18 protein-coding genes are annotated in these 17,276 nt (G+C 59.5%); 8 read left to right on the top strand and 10 right to left on the bottom strand.

Translation table 11 applies throughout. The features are described from left to right. Both PMI29_RS13660 and PMI29_RS13665 read right to left on the bottom strand, forming a co-directional pair. Nucleotides 1-913: VCBS domain-containing protein (locus PMI29_RS13660; protein WP_007998636.1), on the bottom strand; the 913-nt coding region annotated here is incomplete at its 3' end. Between the two features lie 90 nt (nt 914-1,003). Then, nucleotides 1,004-1,291 (bottom strand): PilZ domain-containing protein, encoded by a 288-nt coding sequence (locus PMI29_RS13665; protein ID WP_007998635.1) that lies wholly within the window; start codon nt 1,289-1,291, stop codon nt 1,004-1,006. Nucleotides 1,292-1,494: 203 nt separating this feature from the next. Between PMI29_RS13665 and PMI29_RS13670 the strand changes: the two genes are divergently transcribed. After that, entirely contained in the window at nt 1,495-2,160 is a 666-nt protein-coding gene (locus PMI29_RS13670; RefSeq protein WP_007998632.1) for a LuxR C-terminal-related transcriptional regulator, read from the top strand. 28 nt (nt 2,161-2,188) lie between these two features. Here the strand turns inward: PMI29_RS13670 and PMI29_RS31165 are convergent, their stop codons facing one another. Next, complete coding sequence (locus PMI29_RS31165; protein ID WP_007998630.1) at nt 2,189-2,350, bottom strand: DUF2986 domain-containing protein; 162 nt, start codon at nt 2,348-2,350, stop codon at nt 2,189-2,191. Between the two features lie 292 nt (nt 2,351-2,642). Between PMI29_RS31165 and PMI29_RS13675 the strand changes: the two genes are divergently transcribed. Both PMI29_RS13675 and PMI29_RS13680 read left to right on the top strand, forming a co-directional pair. After that, the gene (locus tag PMI29_RS13675) at nt 2,643-3,275 is read left to right on the top strand and encodes a dihydrofolate reductase family protein (protein WP_007998629.1); all 633 of its coding nucleotides are present in this window, start codon (nt 2,643-2,645) and stop codon (nt 3,273-3,275) included. A gap of 75 nt (nt 3,276-3,350) precedes the next feature. Continuing rightward, the gene (locus PMI29_RS13680; protein ID WP_007998627.1) at nt 3,351-4,157 is read left to right on the top strand and encodes a glycosyltransferase family 2 protein; all 807 of its coding nucleotides are present in this window, start codon (nt 3,351-3,353) and stop codon (nt 4,155-4,157) included. Nucleotides 4,158-4,307: 150 nt separating this feature from the next. Here the strand turns inward: PMI29_RS13680 and sorB are convergent, their stop codons facing one another. The 3 genes from sorB to mqo form a co-directional block, all read right to left on the bottom strand. Beyond that, nucleotides 4,308-4,952 (bottom strand): SorB family sulfite dehydrogenase c-type cytochrome subunit, encoded by a 645-nt coding sequence (gene sorB / locus PMI29_RS13685; RefSeq protein WP_007998625.1) that lies wholly within the window; start codon nt 4,950-4,952, stop codon nt 4,308-4,310. A gap of 10 nt (nt 4,953-4,962) precedes the next feature. After that, nucleotides 4,963-6,204: a SorA family sulfite dehydrogenase catalytic subunit gene (sorA, locus tag PMI29_RS13690; RefSeq protein WP_007998622.1), complete on the bottom strand. Its 1,242-nt coding sequence runs from the start codon at nt 6,202-6,204 to the stop codon at nt 4,963-4,965. Between the two features lie 389 nt (nt 6,205-6,593). After that, on the bottom strand, nt 6,594-8,240 hold the full coding sequence (gene mqo / locus PMI29_RS13695) for a malate dehydrogenase (quinone) (RefSeq protein ID WP_007998620.1): 1,647 nt from the start codon (nt 8,238-8,240) through the stop codon (nt 6,594-6,596). Between the two features lie 378 nt (nt 8,241-8,618). Here mqo and ilvD point away from each other — a divergent pair, with 378 nt between their 5' ends. Beyond that, nucleotides 8,619-10,301 carry a dihydroxy-acid dehydratase gene (gene ilvD / locus PMI29_RS13700; RefSeq protein WP_007998619.1) on the top strand — a complete coding sequence of 561 codons (1,683 nt, stop codon included), beginning with the start codon at nt 8,619-8,621 and terminating at the stop codon, nt 10,299-10,301. 215 nt (nt 10,302-10,516) lie between these two features. Here the strand turns inward: ilvD and PMI29_RS13705 are convergent, their stop codons facing one another. Beyond that, the gene (locus PMI29_RS13705; RefSeq protein WP_007998617.1) at nt 10,517-11,167 is read right to left on the bottom strand and encodes a DUF2238 domain-containing protein; all 651 of its coding nucleotides are present in this window, start codon (nt 11,165-11,167) and stop codon (nt 10,517-10,519) included. 157 nt (nt 11,168-11,324) lie between these two features. Between PMI29_RS13705 and PMI29_RS13710 the strand changes: the two genes are divergently transcribed. Further along, nucleotides 11,325-11,756, top strand: a complete 432-nt coding sequence (locus tag PMI29_RS13710; protein WP_007998615.1) for a nuclear transport factor 2 family protein — start codon at nt 11,325-11,327, stop codon at nt 11,754-11,756. A 70-nt stretch (nt 11,757-11,826) separates the two neighbouring features. On the opposite strand, the gene PMI29_RS13715 is transcribed toward PMI29_RS13710, so the two are convergent. Next, complete coding sequence (locus PMI29_RS13715; protein ID WP_007998612.1) at nt 11,827-12,642, bottom strand: AraC family transcriptional regulator; 816 nt, start codon at nt 12,640-12,642, stop codon at nt 11,827-11,829. Nucleotides 12,643-12,775: 133 nt separating this feature from the next. Between PMI29_RS13715 and PMI29_RS13720 the strand changes: the two genes are divergently transcribed. Beyond that, the gene (locus tag PMI29_RS13720; RefSeq protein ID WP_007998611.1) at nt 12,776-13,294 is read left to right on the top strand and encodes a carboxymuconolactone decarboxylase family protein; all 519 of its coding nucleotides are present in this window, start codon (nt 12,776-12,778) and stop codon (nt 13,292-13,294) included. Nucleotides 13,295-13,320: 26 nt separating this feature from the next. Then, nucleotides 13,321-13,572 carry a glutaredoxin 3 gene (gene grxC / locus PMI29_RS13725; RefSeq protein WP_007998610.1) on the top strand — a complete coding sequence of 84 codons (252 nt, stop codon included), beginning with the start codon at nt 13,321-13,323 and terminating at the stop codon, nt 13,570-13,572. 5 nt (nt 13,573-13,577) lie between these two features. Here grxC and PMI29_RS13730 read toward each other — a convergent pair whose 3' ends face one another. Continuing rightward, nucleotides 13,578-14,666: a polyamine ABC transporter substrate-binding protein gene (locus tag PMI29_RS13730; RefSeq protein WP_007998608.1), complete on the bottom strand. Its 1,089-nt coding sequence runs from the start codon at nt 14,664-14,666 to the stop codon at nt 13,578-13,580. 54 nt (nt 14,667-14,720) lie between these two features. Continuing rightward, entirely contained in the window at nt 14,721-16,022 is a 1,302-nt protein-coding gene (locus PMI29_RS13735; protein WP_007998606.1) for an NAD(P)/FAD-dependent oxidoreductase, read from the bottom strand. A 163-nt stretch (nt 16,023-16,185) separates the two neighbouring features. Here PMI29_RS13735 and PMI29_RS13740 point away from each other — a divergent pair, with 163 nt between their 5' ends. After that, nucleotides 16,186-17,073, top strand: coding sequence for a LysR family transcriptional regulator (locus PMI29_RS13740; RefSeq protein WP_007998603.1), 888 nt, complete (start codon nt 16,186-16,188; stop codon nt 17,071-17,073). The last annotated feature ends 203 nt before the right edge of the window (nt 17,074-17,276 follow it).

Genomic DNA, 17,276 nt, shown 5'->3' with positions numbered 1-17,276 from the left:
TGGCCACCAGGGTACCGTCTTCGGCCACCGCCCCGCTTTCAAGTTCTGCCGCCGCTACCGTCGGCCCGTCATTGGTGCCGGTAATAGTGATGGTCACATTCTGCGTTACCGACGAACCATGACCATCGCTGATGGTGACCAGGTAGGTTTCGGTTACTGTCTGTCCCTGAGCCAGGTACTGCGCCGCCGCATTGCTGAGGTTGTACGTCCATTGCACCGAGCCGTTGGCCGCGTTCGCGGCTTCGCTTACCGACGAGAGCACAAACGTACCAAGATGAGTAGCGTTGCCCAGCGCCGGCGCGAACGTCGCAATGTGCGTGTCACTCAGGTCGACGTCGTTAAAGGCAATCGTGCCGCTGGCCGTCAGCGAGTCGGTCGTACTCGCAGTGGTGGCGGCGTCTTCAGTCACCGTGCCGGCCTGCGCGCCGAGGCTGATCGTCACACCATCGTTCACGCCCGAAAACTGCACTGTCGCGGTGGCCCAACTGAGTGTTCCGTTGCCGAGACGAATCGCATAGGTAAAGCTGTCCGTCAGGAGCTCGCCAGTAGCAAGCGCCTGGAGTTGTGCCTTGAAAGCATCTGAAAAAGTAGCGGCGTCGTAGCCGACCTTCCCGTCCGAAGTGATCCAGATCTTTGCACCATTCAAACTGGTGTCAGAACTGGTCGCCTCAGCCCTCGCCGTATCCTGGGTCAGGAGGTCGGCCGGAGCATAAGCCTTGGTGGCAGTAGAAAGACTGTCCGCGTTGTCGAGTGACCAGAGTGTCTTCGCGTTACCGCCGAGGTCATTGGACATGACATCCCAATACATGACCCCCAGCAGATTTTCAGTGGTGGTGAAGACGTCATCCTTCGCCTGCGGCGTGTTGGAAAACGAGGTAACGGTTCCGCCGCTGGTAGTTGTGGTGCTAGCCATGTCTTTCTCCCATGAATGTCACTCTGAGCAAAAGAACCGCTGTGGGCCGCTAACAGCCACAAGCCGATTCTTCCTCAACCCGCGAATAATTCACTCCACCGGTACCAGCCGGCTGGCCAGCAGCTTCACGCCCACCCCGGCCCTGCCACCCAACGGCTCAATGCGCACGATTTGTCCCTGCGCCTTGAACTTCATAGGGCCGCCGGGAGTGTCGAGCTCGATCTCGAAGTCAATCAAGCTACCCACCTGCTGCTTGCTATCGGTTTCGAAATACAAACCGGAGGCGCTGATGTCACGGGTGACACCGTTGCCCCCGCCGATCAGTTGCAGCGACAGGGTGACTTGTTCACGGGGCTCAATTCGGTGTGCGTCTTTCATGACTGCAGTCTAAAAACGGCTTCTGTTTTTTACATGAGTGCGCTATCCCTTTTTTTCTGGGAGTCAATCACCCTTGAAAACAGTGTTTTACGGGACAAATGTCATGGGAGGGGGTGCCTGAAGCGCTATAGAAAAAGCTAGGGGCTGCAACGATTGCTATCATGATCAGCTAACACAACCCGCCTAAAGAGGCAGCGAGCCGCATGCCAATTCAAGTCCTGTTAGTAGCTCTACCGCTCGTGGCCTGGGGTCTTGAGCGTCTGGTGGAAAGCGCTCAACCGAGGTTGATGCTGGCGGGTTCGGTGGCGTCGGTGGCGCAATACCTGCTTTCGCTGCACCTATACACACCAGATGTGGTGGTACTGGACCTGGACAGCGAGGACTGTATCGAGTCGCTGGCCGACTTGCACCGCCAGACCAAAGCCAAGATTCTGGTAGTGACAGGGTCGAGCGACGTGACACTGCATGACAGTGCGGTGCTGGCGGGCGCACGTGGCGTGGTTGACAAGCGGGAGTCGGCATCCGCCTCAACATTGCTCAAAGCCATAGAAAAAGTGCATGAAGGCGAACTCTGGATTGACCGCAATGCGACCAGCCGTATCTTCCTTGAACTGGCGCGCAAGAAAGCCGAGCGCGATATGGACCCGGAGCAAGAAAAAATCGCCAAGCTGACGCGGCGCGAGCAGCAAACCATTGCATCGCTGGCCAGCGACCCCTCAGCGCCTGGCAAGTTGGTAGCCGAGAAGCTGCACATCAGCGAGCACACGCTGCGCAACCATTTAACATCGATCTATAGCAAGCTGGGCCTGACGAACCGCGTAGATCTGTACGCCTACGCACACAAGCATGGGCTTTCCACTGGCGACTGAGGACTGCGGGCCGCCGCCGATGGTGGCGTCAGCTCTCAGCGGAAATGATTGAGTCCTGACTGGATTCAGCAGCCAGTTTCAATCGGTCCGCTTTACTAATGTATTTTGACTTGTTTTTCGGTGCCAATTTGGCACTGGCCTTTTTGGCGTGAGCCTTTAACAACTGATTTATTTTTTTACGACGATTCATATTTTTCTACCCCTTTTGCAAGTTCTTGAATGATATCAGCTTAAAGTACCGGGCCAGCTCCCTGTGGTGCGCACTTGGTGCATAACGCTGGAAACAGGCGGTGAATCGCCCCTGGTTTGCTCGAAGCCTCCAAATGACAATGTTATGCAATGCATTCCCGCGAGAAATAAAGATCGCGCATTTTGTTGTCGATTTCACAGCGTCTGGTTCGACTATCTATCAGGGAATGGTCTCAAGGCATCGCAGACTTCCCTGCCTACACTCTTTCAGCAAGATGAATCAGGAGAAGAACATGCGCACACTCACCGTTGCCGCGTTCGTGAGTCTGGACGGCGTCATGCAAGCGCCCGGCGGGCCTGAAGAGGATTCCAGCGGCGGATTCCGGTTCGGTGGCTGGATAGTGCCCTACGCCGACAAAACCACCGGCCAGGCCGTACAGGACCTGTTCTCCCAGCCGTTCGAGTTGCTGCTGGGGCGTCGTACCTACGACATCTTCGCCTCCTATTGGCCGCACATTCGGGCCGATTCAACCCACCACACCATCGCTGACCTGTTCAACAGCGTACCCAAGCATGTGGCCACGCATCGCGCCGACTCGCTGGACTGGCAGAACAGCCATGCGCTGGAGGGCAACCTGGTCGATGCGATCAGCGCGCTCAAGCGTCAGGACGGTCCTCAGTTACTGACCCAAGGCAGCGGCGATCTGGTGCGCCAACTGCTTGCCGCCGGCCTGGTGGATGAATTGCGGCTGATGATTCATCCCATCCTGCTGGGGCGCGGCAAGCGCCTGTTCGGCGACAACGCACAAGCGTCGGCCTTCACCTTGCAGAACTCGATCAGCTCGCCCGGGGGTGTGCTGATCGCCCGTTACCTGCGCAGCGGCGAGGTACGCACAGGCACGTTCGAAGGCGTCAGCCAGCAATAGCCCAAGTGAAATTAAGCTTGGGCTAAGGTTGCTTCTTTAGTCTTCGATGCTTTCGGGTCGTCGAGCATTTCGAAGATGGGCAGTGTCGATACAAGCGCCAAACCGCCGTTCAGCATCGTTCTGGTGAATTACAAAACCCTTGATTTGACCAGGATCTGCCTGGACCTTTTGCGCGAGCCGGTACGAAAAGCCGGCATTGCGGTCTGGGTGGTGGATAACGGTTCGGCGGACGCCAGCGTCGAGTATTTGCGCTCACTCGACTGGATCAATCTGATCGAACGCAATGCCCCCACCAAAGAGCCGGGCCACATCGCCCATGGCAAAGCGCTGGACTTGGCACTGGCCAGGGTCAATACCGACTATCTGTTCCTGATACACACCGACACGTTCGTCTTCGATGCCGATGTCTTTGCGATGATGCTGGACCACTGCACAAAGGATCGAAAAGTCATCGCGGTCGGTTGCACGGAGCAACTCGACCGCGGACTGCCAAGGACCGTGTGGCGCTTCACTTCACGCCTGTTCAAGCACCATTACCGGCGCCTGAAGCAATCCCTTGGCCTGCGATCAAAAGACCCGAAGCCCTACAAGGAAACCCACTTGAAGAGTTTTTGCACGCTATGGAATTGCAGGCTGATGAAGCAGCAGGGGCTGCATTTTCAGATCGACGATCGTGTGCCCGGTTATGAACTGCAAGACCGGGTGATCGGGCTTGGCTACAAAGTCGTGTTTCTTTCGCCGGGCAAAATATTCAAGTACCTGGACCACGTCCAGGCCGGCACCGTCGCCGCCGCGGGCGGATATGGCCAGAATCACCGGCGGACCAAAATGTACCAGGACATTCTCAAGCGCTTCAGTGCAGACAAGACTTCGATGTCTTGAACAAACTGCACTCACAAAAAAGCCCCGGATAATGTGGGAGCGAGCTTGCTCGCGATGGCGGTTGCACAGTCACACAGATGGTGCCTGACAGGCCGCCATCGTCGGAGCGCCGCCCGGACCAAGCTCGCTCCCACAAGGCTCACGGCCCGCTCATTGATTCATGATGAACGTCGCCAGGCTTTTCAGGTCGTCCGAACTTAACTGCGCGAACGGTGGCATGGGTACATCCCCCCACTTCCCGCTACCGCCGTGCTGAATGCTGGACATTACCCGGGCCAGTGCCTGCGGGTCATTGGCATACCTGGTCGCCACATCGTGATAGGCCGGGCCGACGACCTTATGATCGACCGAGTGACAGGACAGGCAGGCGTTGTCCTGGAGCAAGGCCGAGGCGACTTTGGCTACCGACACTGTCGGGGGCTGGTCCGCCGACGGGTTCGAGGCCGCCTGAACATCGGCATCGCTCGCCTGGGCACTGCCGTAGGTCACCGCCAGGTAAGCGCCGATCACATTCACCTCCTGGTCGCTGATCGGAGCGCCGTACGCGTGCTGCATTTTGCTCGCTTCGGCGGTCCACTGCGCCAGGCTCATGCCCGGCGGCTGGAAGTTGATGTAGTCGGCCGAATGGCAGATGGAACACTTCTGCCGGGCCAATGGATACCCAGGCAACGCACTGGGCTTGAACGCGGCCGTTTCGGGCGGCAACGTGATCGACAGTGGCGCGGCGCTAGCCATGCTGGCCAGACAAACCTGAGCCGCGCACAGCAAGGTGGTCATGAATTTCATGAGTTTCATGCAGCCCTCCTCAGGCGACGGTCAGGTGGCTGGTTTCGACGACATGGCGGCGGTAGCCAGCGGGGTTCCAGTCGGCTTGCAGCGGTTGCGTCTCGCCCGCACTGTTGCTGGCTCGCACCATCAACTGCGTGGCGCCCTTGCTGGTAAAGCTGAACGGCAGTGTCCACTCGCGGAAGGAGTAGCGGCCAAGGTCCTGCCCAAGCCTGGCTTCGCGCCAGGTTTTTCCGCCGTCGACCGACACCTCCACCTTGTTGACCCCAGCGCCACCGTCGAACGCAATACCCTTGAGCACCACGTTTTTGTTCAGTGGCAATACATCGCCGTGCTTAACGCTGGTGATAAAACTGCGCACCGGCAATCTGGAAATCGGCCGGGTTTTCGCCGCCGTGGTGCCGGGGGCGATGCAGAAGCAATCGTTATCCGGAACCCGGTAACCCTTGGCCATGAAGAAACCGTCGTAGGTATGGTCGAGGACTTCGATCTCACTCAGGTGCTTGACCCAGTACGTGCCGAAATAGCCCGGCACCACCAGACGAATCGGGTAACCGTTGAGAAATGGCAGGTCGGTGCCATTCATCGACCAGGCGATCATCGGCTCGCCGTCCATGGCATGGCTGATGTCCAGCGCCTTGATGAACTCCGGCGTGCTCGGCAGCACGGGTTTATCAAGCCCTCGGAAAGTCACTTGCACGGCACCGGCTTTCACCCCTGCCTTTTCCAGTACAGCCTTGAGCGGTACCCCCAGCCAACGCGCATTGCCCATGGAGCCATTGCCCAACTGAGCCCCGAACACCCGCGGCATCGAGAAGCCACGACTGTTCCCCGAACACTGATTGACGGCCACCACTTCTACCGGCTCGGCGAGGGCCTTGAGCTCGGCAAGGGAAAGCGACAGCAGCGTGTCGACCGAGCCCTTGATCGTCAGGCGGTAGCTGTCGGGATCGATGCTGGTCGGGAAATTGGCCAGGTGGTAACGCACGAAAAAGGCGTCATTGGGCGTGATGGCGCCTTCATTGAAGACAGAGAATGGCGTCTCCAGGTGCGGCGGGCGCGTGGTCACCAGGGTCAACGGGCGTTTTTGCGGATATTGCACCAGCGGTCGTGGGCCTGCGGCAAAGGTCACTTCTTCAGTGTTTTCGTCGGCGGCCCTGGCGAGATTTGCCAACGGCGAAGCCGCCAACGCCAAAGTGAAAGCATCGCGTAAAACCCGCCGACGGCTCGGCTGGCTGCTGTCTACAAAACTGAACTTCATTCTGCGCTCTCTATGATTGTTTTATCGAGATGCAACTGACTGTAGGAGCGAGCTTGCTCGCGATGGTCGTTAACGAAAACGCGTGCTTACTGAATAAACGCAGCGCACTTGAGTCCATCGCGAGCAAGCTCGCTCCTACAAATTCCCGCCAGGGCGGAGAGGTATCAGGCTTACAGTTTCGCCTTACCGAGGTCAGTAAACAAACCAGTATCCTCAGGACCAAGCTGTCTGCTTCTCATTGAGCGTCAGCGACTTGACAATTGATGACAGAAACCCCCGTTATGGCCGGCGTAGACACTCCGGGTTCAAAGCGTTGCCTGTACCATCGCCCACAAAAAAGCCCACTGACCGTCGCCGGTTCAGTGGGCTTTTTTTGATCCGGCGTCTAGTTACAGAGCCATATCACTCGCAGCATTAGCCTTCGGTGCCTTAACAGCAGTGTCGACAGTCACTGGCTTCACAGCCGGTGCGATCACCGCAGGTGGCGGAGTCAGTTCCAGCACCTTGGCGGTGTAGGCCCACTCTTCAGCAACCTTCTCAGGGCTGTTGTTCAGCTGGGTGCCGTAGCTCGGCACGATCTGGTGCAGTTTTGCCTGCCACTCAGGGGTCGCGACCTTGTCCTTGAAGACTTTCTGCAGCACGGTCAGCATGATCGGTGCGGCGGTCGAAGCGCCTGGGGACGCGCCCAGCAAGCCGGCGATGCTGCCGTCTTGCGAAGCGACGATCTCGGTGCCCAGTTTCAGCACGCCACCGGCGGCTTCATCACGCTTGATGATCTGCACGCGCTGGCCGGCTTGCCACAGGCGCCAGTCTTCGGCCTTGGCGTTCGGGAAGTATTCTTTCAGGGCGTTCATGCGGTCTTCGTCAGACAGCATCAGCTGGCCTGCAAGGTACTCGACCAGCGGGTATTCCTTGATGCCGACCTTGGTCATTGGCCACACGTTGTGCGTGGTCGTGGTGGTCAGCAGGTCCAGGTACGAGCCTTCCTTGAGGAACTTGGTGCTGAAGGTCGCGAACGGGCCAAACAGGATCACGCGCTTGCCGTCCAGCACACGAGTGTCCAGGTGCGGAACCGACATCGGCGGTGCGCCCACCGAAGCCTTGCCGTAAGCCTTGGCCAGGTGTTGCTCGGCGATGGTCGGGTTCTCGGTCACCAGGAACGAGCCGCCCACCGGGAAGCCGGCGTATTCCTTGGCTTCAGGAATGCCGGACTTCTGCAGCAGGTGCAGGGCACCGCCGCCGGCGCCGATGAACACGAACTTGGCGTCGGTTTCGGTTTTGCTGCCGTCTTTCAGGTTTTTGTAGCTGACGCGCCAGCTGCCGTCTTCGTTCCGGGTGATGTCCTGCACTTCGCTGGACAGCTTCAAGTCGAACTTCGGCGTGGTTTGCAGGTGCGCAACGAACTGACGGGTGATTTCGCCGAAGTTCATGTCGGTGCCGAGCGGGCTCCAGGTGGCCGCGATCTTCTGGTTCGGGTCACGCCCTTCCATCATCAGCGGCACCCACTGCTTGATCACAGCCGGGTCTTCGGAGTACTGCATGCCGGCGAACAGCGGGCTCGCTTGCAGGGCTTCGTAGCGTTTTTTCAGGAACTTGATGTTGTCATCGCCCCACACGAAGCTCATGTGCGGAGTGGAGTTGATGAACGAACGCGGGTTCTTCAGCACGCCTTGCTGAACCTGCCAGGCCCAGAACTGACGGGAGATCTGGAAGGCTTCGTTGATTTCAACGGCTTTCGGGATCGATACCTTGCCGTTCTCGTCTTCCGGGGTGTAGTTCAGTTCGGCCAGGGCGGAGTGACCGGTACCGGCGTTGTTCCAGCCGTTGGAGCTTTCCTGGGCGACGCCATCGAGGCGCTCGACCATTTCCATCGACATGCCAGGTTCCAGCTCATTGAGCCACACACCCAGGGTCGCGCTCATGATGCCGCCGCCAATCAGCAGCACATCGACTTTCTTTGCCTCCTGCGCGTAGACGGAAGTCATCCCCATCGCCAAAGCCAGCCCCAGCAGGGCCGTGTTCACTTTCTTAAACATCTGTAGCACCTATGATAAAACGCCATCCGCCCTTCCATCCTCATGCGCACAGCCCCATGTTTCTCGGCAGTCACGGGTGCGGCACTCAAGGATTGCAGGGTGGGCACACAAGGCCGACGAACCGCATCGACCCCAGTTTAATGTCCCTTCTGAACTGACTTTTTATCTTTATTGGCTTCAGCTACTTGAGCGACAGTGATTCCGTCGGCACGTCTTGCGGACATGCAAACTGAATAGGTCAAACCAAGTTGGCGCGCAGAATATCACGACAAGGCTTACCCGCGCGTCTGTTCCCGACCGGTTAGTCCGGGCCCGGGCGCCGGGCCTTCTATACTCATCCTGTTTTTCACCATGAGTGTGTGAGCGATAGGAGCAGTCATGAGCGACAAAGACGATCTGCGCAAGTACTCCTCTCAAGTGATCGATGGCGTAGAGGCCGCACCGGCACGCGCCATGTTGCGGGCCGTGGGCTTTACCGATGCAGACTTCCAGAAACCGCAGATCGGCATCGCCTCGACCTGGGCCATGGTCACGCCCTGCAACATGCACATCGACAAGCTGGCGCTTGAAGCCGAAAAAGGCGCGAATGCCGCGGGCGCCAAGGGCGTGATCTTCAACACCATCACCATTTCCGACGGCATCGCCAACGGCACCGAAGGCATGAAGTATTCGCTGGTGTCCCGCGAGGTGATCGCCGACTCCATTGAAGTGGTCACCGGTTGCGAGGGATTTGATGGCCTGGTGACCATCGGCGGCTGCGACAAGAACATGCCGGGCTGCCTGATCGGCATGGCACGGCTGAATCGCCCGTCGATCTTTGTCTATGGCGGCACCATCCAGCCGGGGGCCGGCCATACCGACATCATTTCCGTGTTCGAGGCCGTGGGCCAACACGCGCGGGGCGATATCAGCGAGATCCAGGTCAAGCAGATTGAAGAGGTGGCGATTCCCGGCCCCGGTTCCTGCGGCGGCATGTACACCGCCAACACCATGGCCTCGGCCATTGAAGCATTGGGCATGAGCCTGCCCGGTTCCAGCTCCCAGGACGCCATTGGCGGCGACAAGGCATCTGACAGTTTCCGTGCCGGACAGCAGGTCATGGAGCTGCTCAAGCTCGACCTCAAACCTCGCGACATCATGACCCGCAAAGCCTTCGAGAATGCCATTCGCGTGGTGATCGCCCTCGCCGGCTCGACCAACGCAGTGCTGCATTTGCTGGCCATGGCCAACGCAGTGGATGTCGAGCTGACCCTGGATGACTTCGTCGAGCTGGGCAAGATGTCCCCGGTGGTCGCCGACCTGCGCCCCAGCGGCAAGTACATGATGAGCGAGCTGGTAGCCATCGGCGGCATTCAACCGCTGATGAAACGCATGCTGGATGCCGGCATGCTGCACGGCGATGTGCTGACCGTCACCGGCCAGACCCTGGCGGAAAACCTGGCGAACGTGCCCGACTACCCGGCCGGCCAGGACGTGATCCGGCCTTTCGACCAGCCGATCAAGAAGGACTCCCACCTCGTCATCCTGCGCGGCAACCTTTCACCCAGCGGCGCCGTGGCCAAGATCACCGGCAAGGAAGGCCTGCGTTTTGAAGGCACGGCACGGGTCTATCACGGCGAGGAAGGTGCGCTGGCCGGCATTCTCAATGGCGAAGTCCAGCCCGGCGAAGTGATCGTGATCCGCTACGAAGGGCCCAAGGGCGGCCCGGGTATGCGCGAAATGCTCTCGCCGACGTCGGCGGTCATGGGCAAGGGCCTGGGCAAGGAGGTCGCGCTGATCACCGACGGGCGTTTTTCCGGTGGCTCACACGGTTTCGTGGTCGGCCACATCACGCCGGAAGCCTTTGAGGGCGGGCCGATTGCGCTGGTCGAGAATGGCGACAGGATAATCATCGATGCCGAAACCCGGCAGATCACGGTGGATGTCTCCGATGCCGTGCTGGCCGAGCGCAAGTCGCGTTGGGTGCGCCCGGAATCGAAATACAAGCGCGGGGTGTTGGCCAAGTATGCGAAGACCGTGTCCAGTGCTTCGGAGGGGGCTGTGACGGATAAGTATCTGTAGGGCCTCGGTCCGGAGGTGTCTGATCCAATGCCATCGCGAGCAGGCTCGCTCCCACAATGGATCTTCGGCAAGTGGAGATCAACTGTGGGAGCGAGCTTGCTCGCGATGGCGTCCTGTCAGGCAACCTCTACCTCACAGTCGAAACCGATCCAACGACCGCGACAACTCCCCCGCCAGGCTCGACAGTTCATCCGCGGTCGAAGCCGCCTGCCCGATCACCCTGCAGTTGTCACCGCTTGTTTTTGCGCCTTGCCGCGCAAAGACACCAGCAACAGGCTGGCAAACGCTCCGGCGACCGCGATGGCCATGTCCTTTTGCGAGTCCCAGGGGTCGTTCTGCGCACCGACGAAGGCATTTGCCGTGTCATTGCCCAGGAAGGCACCGCCGATCCATTCCACCAGTTCGTACACGGCGGATGTCGACAGCATGATGTTCAGGGTCACGAAAAACAGCCAGAACCCACGCAGCGGAGTCAGGCACCACAGGACTTCGCGCACCGGATAAGCCAGCAGCAGCCCGTAGCTCAGATGCACCAGTCGGTCGTAGTGATTGCGGTGCACACCTGACGCCCGGTCGAAACTGAAGCCCAACCACGCCGAAGACCATTGATCGTAAGGCACCAGGGAGTAGGTGTAGTGGGCGCCCAGTTCATGAACGCACAGAAACGCAAACACCAGCGTGATGGACGTCGCAGACAAGCGAAACCAGCGAGAAACCGCCACCAACGTCCCCACCAGCAACAGCACCAGCAGGTTTTCCAGCGCCCAGTCCACCCGGCTACCGGGTGAAAAACCCGACACCACGACAATCAGCAGAAACACCATCAGCAACGTCAGGTCGTGCCGTAAACGCGAGTGAGGCTGCATGGCTGAATACCTCGAAGTCAGGACATCGCCCTTTTAACTTCGAGGCAAGGTCGCCAGGCAAGTTCGCTTTTTTCCGCCATCGCATGGTAGGTTGTACGATAACTGACAAATTATCGTACAGTCGTCACGCTATCCCTACAACAACAAGGAAACACCCATGAAAAAAGCAAAAGTACTGATTGGTTTTCTGTGCCTGTTCAGCGGCTACGTCGCCGCCACCCCGGCTGCCGCGGACAAGGACGTGGCCCAGGCTGTCGACCACCTGACCCAGGCCATGCTGCACAAGGACATTACGGAACTGAACGCCTTGACCGCCGACAACCTGACCTACGGGCATTCCAGCGGCAAGATTCAGGACAAGACGGCCTTCATCGCCGACATCGAAACCGGCAAAAGCGCTTTCAAGACGCTTGAGATGCAGAACCAGACCATTACCGTCTCAGGTGATGTCGCGCTGGTCCGTCACCACTTCTCGGCGCAAGCGCTGAAAGGCACTGAAGTGGTGCCAACCGAAATCGAAAACTTCCAGATCTGGCAAAAGCAGGACGGTAAATGGCTGTTGGTGGGACGCCAGGCATTCAAGTTCTGATGCGTTCGTAAGGCAACCGCAAATACTGTGGGAGCGGCGGTGCGGCGATCCCACAGGGGGATTGCATTGATCAACTATCTTTCCACTCCCTGGGGCTGAGCCCGGTTTTGCGCCGAAACGCCCGGGCCAGCGCCGAAGGGCTTTCGTATCCGACTTCCTCGGCGATCAGCGCAATCGGCCGCCCCTCGCGCAGGCGTTTCTGCGCCAGACTGATGCGCCAGCTCACCAGATAATCCACCGGCGTCTGCCCGACCACCCGGCGAAAGTGTTCGGCGAAGCTGGCCCGCGACATGTTGGCGGCGACCGAGAGTTCGACCACGGTCCAGGCCTTGGCCGGGGTTTGATGCATCAGGCTCAGGGGGCGCGACAGGCGCGCATCGGCGAGGCCGGCCATCATTCCCGGTTGCTGGCCCGTGGTGCTCAATATGTGCCGCAATAACAGAATTACCAGGAGTTCAAACAGGCGATCCATCACCGCTTCACGCCCGCACGTACCGTCAAACGCCTCTTTGAACAGCCATTCCAGCGTCCCGGCCAGCGCCGGAATTTCATCGAGTTGGAGTACCAGGTAATCCGGCAACGCCGCCGCCAGGGCATTGCCCGCACCGCCGTCGAAATCCAGGGTCGCGCACACCAGTTGCGTGCCGGCCCCTTCAGCAGCGAACAGGCGATGTCGATAGGGTCGTGGGAAAAAGATCAGGCTCGGCTCGGTCAGTTGCAGGTCCGGCTGATCGCCCATCTTGAGCAGCAACTCGCCCGCCTGGAGCAGGTGCAGATGACCGCTGGCCTGTTGGCCATCATAAGCGGCGGTGCCGCAGAACGTACCGCTATGGAAGGTTCCGGCATTGACGCCGAAGTGTGTGAGCAACGTGGACAAGCGATCCATGACAGACTCCCGCAAGCAGCTCTGGACGATCTGTCGCATATCCTCGACGATTTGCACCCAACAAGCCAGAACCAATCCCTAACATCAGCTCCGTACCCAGCGCATACCGCGCTTCACACTACGGAGTATCACCATGACCCGCATCGCCCCGATCAGCCTTGAACACGCCACCGACGCCACCCGCCCGCTGCTGGAAGGCGTGCAGAAGAAAATCGGCTTTCTGCCCAATGTCTTCAAAGTATTGGCACACGCCCCGGCGGTGCTGGCCTCATACCTGCAAAATTCGGCGGCACTGGGCAAGACGTCCTTGAGTGCTACGGAAAAAGAAGCGGTGTCCCTCGCCACGTCGCAGGTCAACGGCTGCGACTACTGCCTCGCCGCTCACACGCTGTTTGCCAGCAAAGCCGGGCTATCGGGCCAGGACATCCTCAGCGCCCGTCAGGGTGAACTCAACGCCTATGCCGCCCTCGCCCGCCAGGTCACCGAAAGCCGTGGCCACCTGACGGTCGAGCAGATCACTACTGCCCGTACTGCCGGCATCGACGACGGCAAGATCATCGAAGTGATCGCCCTCGTGGCTTCGCAAACGCTGACCAACTACCTGAACAACACAGCGCTGACCGACATCGACTTCCCGGCCATCGACGCCTGAATGACTTGAATGACGGAGTACCCACCATGAACACCGTGACCTTGTACACCACTGACACCTGCCCGTACTGCCGCAACGCCAAGGCATTGCTCGCCAGCAAAGGCGCCGTAATGGAAGAAATCAACATCCAGCGCAAGCCCGAAAAGTTCGAGGAAATGCTCAGCCGCAGCAACCGCCGCAGCGTGCCGCAGATTTTCATCGGCGACACGCACATCGGCGGCTTCGACGACCTGGCCAAACTGGACCGTCAGGGCGGGTTGATGTCGATGCTGGCCTGAGTCAGTCAGGTATTGGTTTTCAGCTTGGTCCACAGGCGCGTGCTGAGGCGTGCAATGGCCGCGGGCAAGTCCTCAACGGTGAACAGCTTGTCCATCACGGTTTTCGGCGGATAGATCGCCAGGTCCTGCTTCACCGCCGGATCGACGAAGGCATCCGCCGCACTGTTGGGGTTGGCGTAATGGATGCTGTTGCTGATGTTGGCAATTACCTTCGGCTCCAGCAGGTAGTTCATGTAGGCGTAGCCGTTCTTCTCATGTGGCGCGCTCTTGGGCATGACCACCATGTCCAGCCACAAGGTGGAACCTTCGTCCGGGATCGAGTAGGCAATATCGATGCCGTTTTTCGCTTCCCTGGCGCTGGCGGCGGCCTGCACGATATCGCCGTTGAAACCGATCACCGCGCAGACGTTGCCGTTGGCCAGGTCGCTGATGTACTTGGACGCGTGGAAGTACTGGACGTATGGGCGGATTTTCAGCAACACCTGCTCGGCTTTCTTGTAGTCGGCCGGTTCGTGGCTGTGGGGCGGCAGGCCCAGGTAATTGAGCGTGATCGGCAGGATCTGCGTCGGGTTGTCGATGATCGCCACACCGCACTCGCTGAGTTTCTTGATGTTGTTCTCGTCGAAAAACAGGTTCCAGGAACGGGTGACATCGGTGTTGCCGAAAATCGCCTTGATCTTCTCGACGTTGTAGCCGATGCCCGCCGTGCCCCACATGTAGGGGTAGCCGTACTGGTTGCCCGGATCATTGACCTCAAGTTTCTTCATCAGCGTCGGGTCAAGGTTTTTCCAGTTGGGCAGCTGGCTCTTGTCGAGCTTCTGGATGGCACCGGCCTTGATCAGGCGCGACAGGAAGTGGTTCGACGGGCTGACCACGTCATACCCGGTATTGCCGGTCATCAGCTTCGATTCCAGCACTTCGTTGCTGTCGTGAATGTCGTAGGTCGCCTTGATCCCGGTGTCCTTGGTGAAATTGACCAGGGTGTCGTCGGCGATGTAGCCGTTCCAGTTGGAAATATTGACGGTTTCGTCGGCATAGGTGGCGGCGGAAAACGTCGAGATCAGGGCCACAAGGGAAAGCGTATTGACGCGCATGTTGAATCACCTTCGATGGGAAGTGCTTTTGTTCTTGTTGTGAAATGGGGGTTTTCAGATTTCGCTTCTGGCCCGGACCGTTTCCACGCGCATACGCAGCATGGCACCGATGTCGAGCAACGGCTTGGGCGGCAGCCAGCCGGGCTGTGCCCGGGCAATGACCGATTGCAGCAACGGTGAATCACCGCCCGACGCCAGTTCCGCCAGCAAGCGGCCCCACAGCGTGCCCCGCGCCACTCCGGAGCCATTGCACCCGGCCACGGCAAACACGCCCTCCTCGACTTTGCCGAAATACGGCTGCCCGGAGCGCGAAGCGCTGAGATGGCCGGACCAGGTGTATTCAATGTCCCGCTCGCCGAGCATCGGGAAACGCCGTTGCAACCCCAGCACATGGTGCTGGCGGCGGGTCGACAATTCGCTCAATGACAGATCCCGGGAGCGGTATTCCGCGGTGTTGCGGATCATCACCCGGCGATCCGGAGTCAGGCGCACAGTGGCACCAAGCGGTCGGGTAGACAGCACGCCCCAGGACGCTGGCGCTCCGAGCGCTTGAAACTCTTGATCGCTGAGCGGCCGCGTGAGGCTGGCGCTGAGTTCCATCGCGAAGGTGCCGCTGTCATCGATACCCGAACGAGGGATAAAGGCGTTCAGGCAGACCAGTATTTGTTTGGCCTCAACGCAGCCGTTTTGGCCCCGGGCGCGAATTCGGCCGTTGCCCAGGCGCTCAAGACCTGTGATATCGGTGTTCTCGTAGACCGTCACTTGCTGCGGCAAGGCATCGAGCAAGCCCCTCACGTACTTCGCCGGTTGCAGCAGCGCATTGCCGTTACCGCACCAGATCGCGGCGCGGTAGTGCCGAGTACCGAGTTTTTCCTTCAGCGCCTCGCCTTGCAGAAACTGCGCGCTGGCGCCAACGGCACGCAGGGTCTGCAACTTGGCCTCGACGTGGGTCAGCTTGCGTGGATCGCTGACGGCGAAGAAATAGCCCGATTCCCTGAAGTCGCATTCGATGCCATGGAGGGCAATCTGCTTGCGCACTTCGTCGGCAGCTGCGCGGCCGATTGACGTATCCACTTGATACCCGGCGAACCCGGCGCAGCCCGACAACTCGCCAACGGCGGGATGCTCATGGGCCACCACAAAACCGGAATTGCGCGCCGAAGCGCCTTGCGCAGCCCGCTGCCGGTCAACGACCACGATGCGCGCCCGGGGATGCATTTGCGCCAGGGTGTGGGCGGCACTCAGCCCGGTGATGCCGGCACCTATCACCAGCCAGTCGGCCTGCTGCGTGCCTTTGAGCGGATCGCGCAAGGGTGAACTCCCCGCTTGCGCAATCCAGCCACAGATATTTTCCATGCGTCACCTCAGGTTCTTGTTCTGCGAACCGTCTCGTTCCAAAGCAGCAGTGCATGCATGATTCGCATGAGCGCTTTGCGGCGACGGTCACCATGACTAGAATCTAAAGGGCCCACACAAAGACAACCAACGTTATTAAATCATCGAGGCATTCTGAAAACGCATGGATAAGATTCGCCACGTGCCCTCGCTACAGGGCTTGCAAGCCTTGGTCGAAGTCGCCGGGTCAGGCAGCTTCACGCAAGCGGCGCAAAAGCTCTGCCTGACCCAGAGCGCCGTGAGCCGACAAATCCAGCAACTGGAGAGCCACTTTGGCATGCCGCTGTTTGTCAGGAGCAGCCGCAGCATTCAACTGACCGCGGAGGGCGAACAGGTTCTGGCCAGCGCCCGCAGCATCCTCGACCAGTTGCGGACCCTCGAAGACCGACTCGCGCCGCAAAAACGCCCGTTCCGCATTCGCATGCACGTGTCACTGGCGGTGCGCTGGTTGCTGCCCAAACTGAGCGATTTCTACCGGCATCACCCGGACGTATCCCTGGCAATTGAAACCGTGGCCACCGAAGTGGTTGAGCCGGCCAGTGACAGCGATGCCTATATCCTTTACCTGCCCGAGCCGGCCACAGCGCCCGATTGCCTGACCCTGTTCGAAGAAGCGTTGGTGCCCGTGTGCGCACCAGGCCTGGGCACCCCGGCGCGGCCATTGGCTTCGCTGGAGGATCTGTCGGGGTTCGCATTGCTGCATCGCTCAAGCGATCAGCATGACTGGCAGGACTGGTTGTCCGCCAACGGCGGCAAGTCGTTGAACGACTATCGGCACATCCCCTTCAACCTCGACGAACTGGCACTCGATGCCGCCGCGCGGGGCCTGGGGGTGGCGATGACCGACATGACCCTGGCGGGTGAGTCGATTCAACGCGGCGAACTGGTGATTCCGTTCGGCGAACCGTTGAAGACCCGGGGGATTTACTCGCTGTGCCTGCAACCCTCGGCGGCATCGCATCCGGCGTGTGCACCGGTGATGCAATGGTTTGCCGCGCAAACCACTGCATGACCCTGTGGGAGCGGCGGTGCGGCGATCCGACTTGCTCGCGAAGAGGCCTTCACATTCAACATCAATGTCGACTGACACACCGCCTTCGCGGGCAAGCCCGCTCCCACAGGGGTAGTGGGTGTACACAGTACTCGTGAACTACCGAAATTACTGTGGGAGCGGGCTTGCCCGCGAAGGCGTCGGGTCAGTTGAAATTTATTTCG

Origin of the sequence: Pseudomonas sp. GM49 (assembly GCF_000282355.1) — a bacterium.
Lineage (GTDB): Bacteria > Pseudomonadota > Gammaproteobacteria > Pseudomonadales > Pseudomonadaceae > Aquipseudomonas.
The sequence above is the reverse complement of the archived record's forward strand: the minus strand, read 5'-3'. Positions and strand labels throughout refer to the sequence as shown.

What these genes read in the sequence shown, in the direction of transcription:
- PMI29_RS13665 (WP_007998635.1), bottom strand. Translation starts at nt 1,291, where the DNA reads ATGAAAGACGCACACCGAATTGAGCCCCGTGAACAAGTCACCCTGTCG.
- PMI29_RS13670 (WP_007998632.1), top strand. Translation starts at nt 1,495, where the DNA reads ATGCCAATTCAAGTCCTGTTAGTAGCTCTACCGCTCGTGGCCTGGGGT.
- PMI29_RS31165 (WP_007998630.1), bottom strand. Translation starts at nt 2,350, where the DNA reads ATGAATCGTCGTAAAAAAATAAATCAGTTGTTAAAGGCTCACGCCAAA.
- PMI29_RS13675 (WP_007998629.1), top strand. Translation starts at nt 2,643, where the DNA reads ATGCGCACACTCACCGTTGCCGCGTTCGTGAGTCTGGACGGCGTCATG.
- PMI29_RS13680 (WP_007998627.1), top strand. Translation starts at nt 3,351, where the DNA reads ATGGGCAGTGTCGATACAAGCGCCAAACCGCCGTTCAGCATCGTTCTG.
- sorB (WP_007998625.1), bottom strand. Translation starts at nt 4,952, where the DNA reads ATGAAACTCATGAAATTCATGACCACCTTGCTGTGCGCGGCTCAGGTT.
- sorA (WP_007998622.1), bottom strand. Translation starts at nt 6,204, where the DNA reads ATGAAGTTCAGTTTTGTAGACAGCAGCCAGCCGAGCCGTCGGCGGGTT.
- mqo (WP_007998620.1), bottom strand. Translation starts at nt 8,240, where the DNA reads ATGTTTAAGAAAGTGAACACGGCCCTGCTGGGGCTGGCTTTGGCGATG.
- ilvD (WP_007998619.1), top strand. Translation starts at nt 8,619, where the DNA reads ATGAGCGACAAAGACGATCTGCGCAAGTACTCCTCTCAAGTGATCGAT.
- PMI29_RS13705 (WP_007998617.1), bottom strand. Translation starts at nt 11,167, where the DNA reads ATGCAGCCTCACTCGCGTTTACGGCACGACCTGACGTTGCTGATGGTG.
- PMI29_RS13710 (WP_007998615.1), top strand. Translation starts at nt 11,325, where the DNA reads ATGAAAAAAGCAAAAGTACTGATTGGTTTTCTGTGCCTGTTCAGCGGC.
- PMI29_RS13715 (WP_007998612.1), bottom strand. Translation starts at nt 12,642, where the DNA reads ATGGATCGCTTGTCCACGTTGCTCACACACTTCGGCGTCAATGCCGGA.
- PMI29_RS13720 (WP_007998611.1), top strand. Translation starts at nt 12,776, where the DNA reads ATGACCCGCATCGCCCCGATCAGCCTTGAACACGCCACCGACGCCACC.
- grxC (WP_007998610.1), top strand. Translation starts at nt 13,321, where the DNA reads ATGAACACCGTGACCTTGTACACCACTGACACCTGCCCGTACTGCCGC.
- PMI29_RS13730 (WP_007998608.1), bottom strand. Translation starts at nt 14,666, where the DNA reads ATGCGCGTCAATACGCTTTCCCTTGTGGCCCTGATCTCGACGTTTTCC.
- PMI29_RS13735 (WP_007998606.1), bottom strand. Translation starts at nt 16,022, where the DNA reads ATGGAAAATATCTGTGGCTGGATTGCGCAAGCGGGGAGTTCACCCTTG.
- PMI29_RS13740 (WP_007998603.1), top strand. Translation starts at nt 16,186, where the DNA reads ATGGATAAGATTCGCCACGTGCCCTCGCTACAGGGCTTGCAAGCCTTG.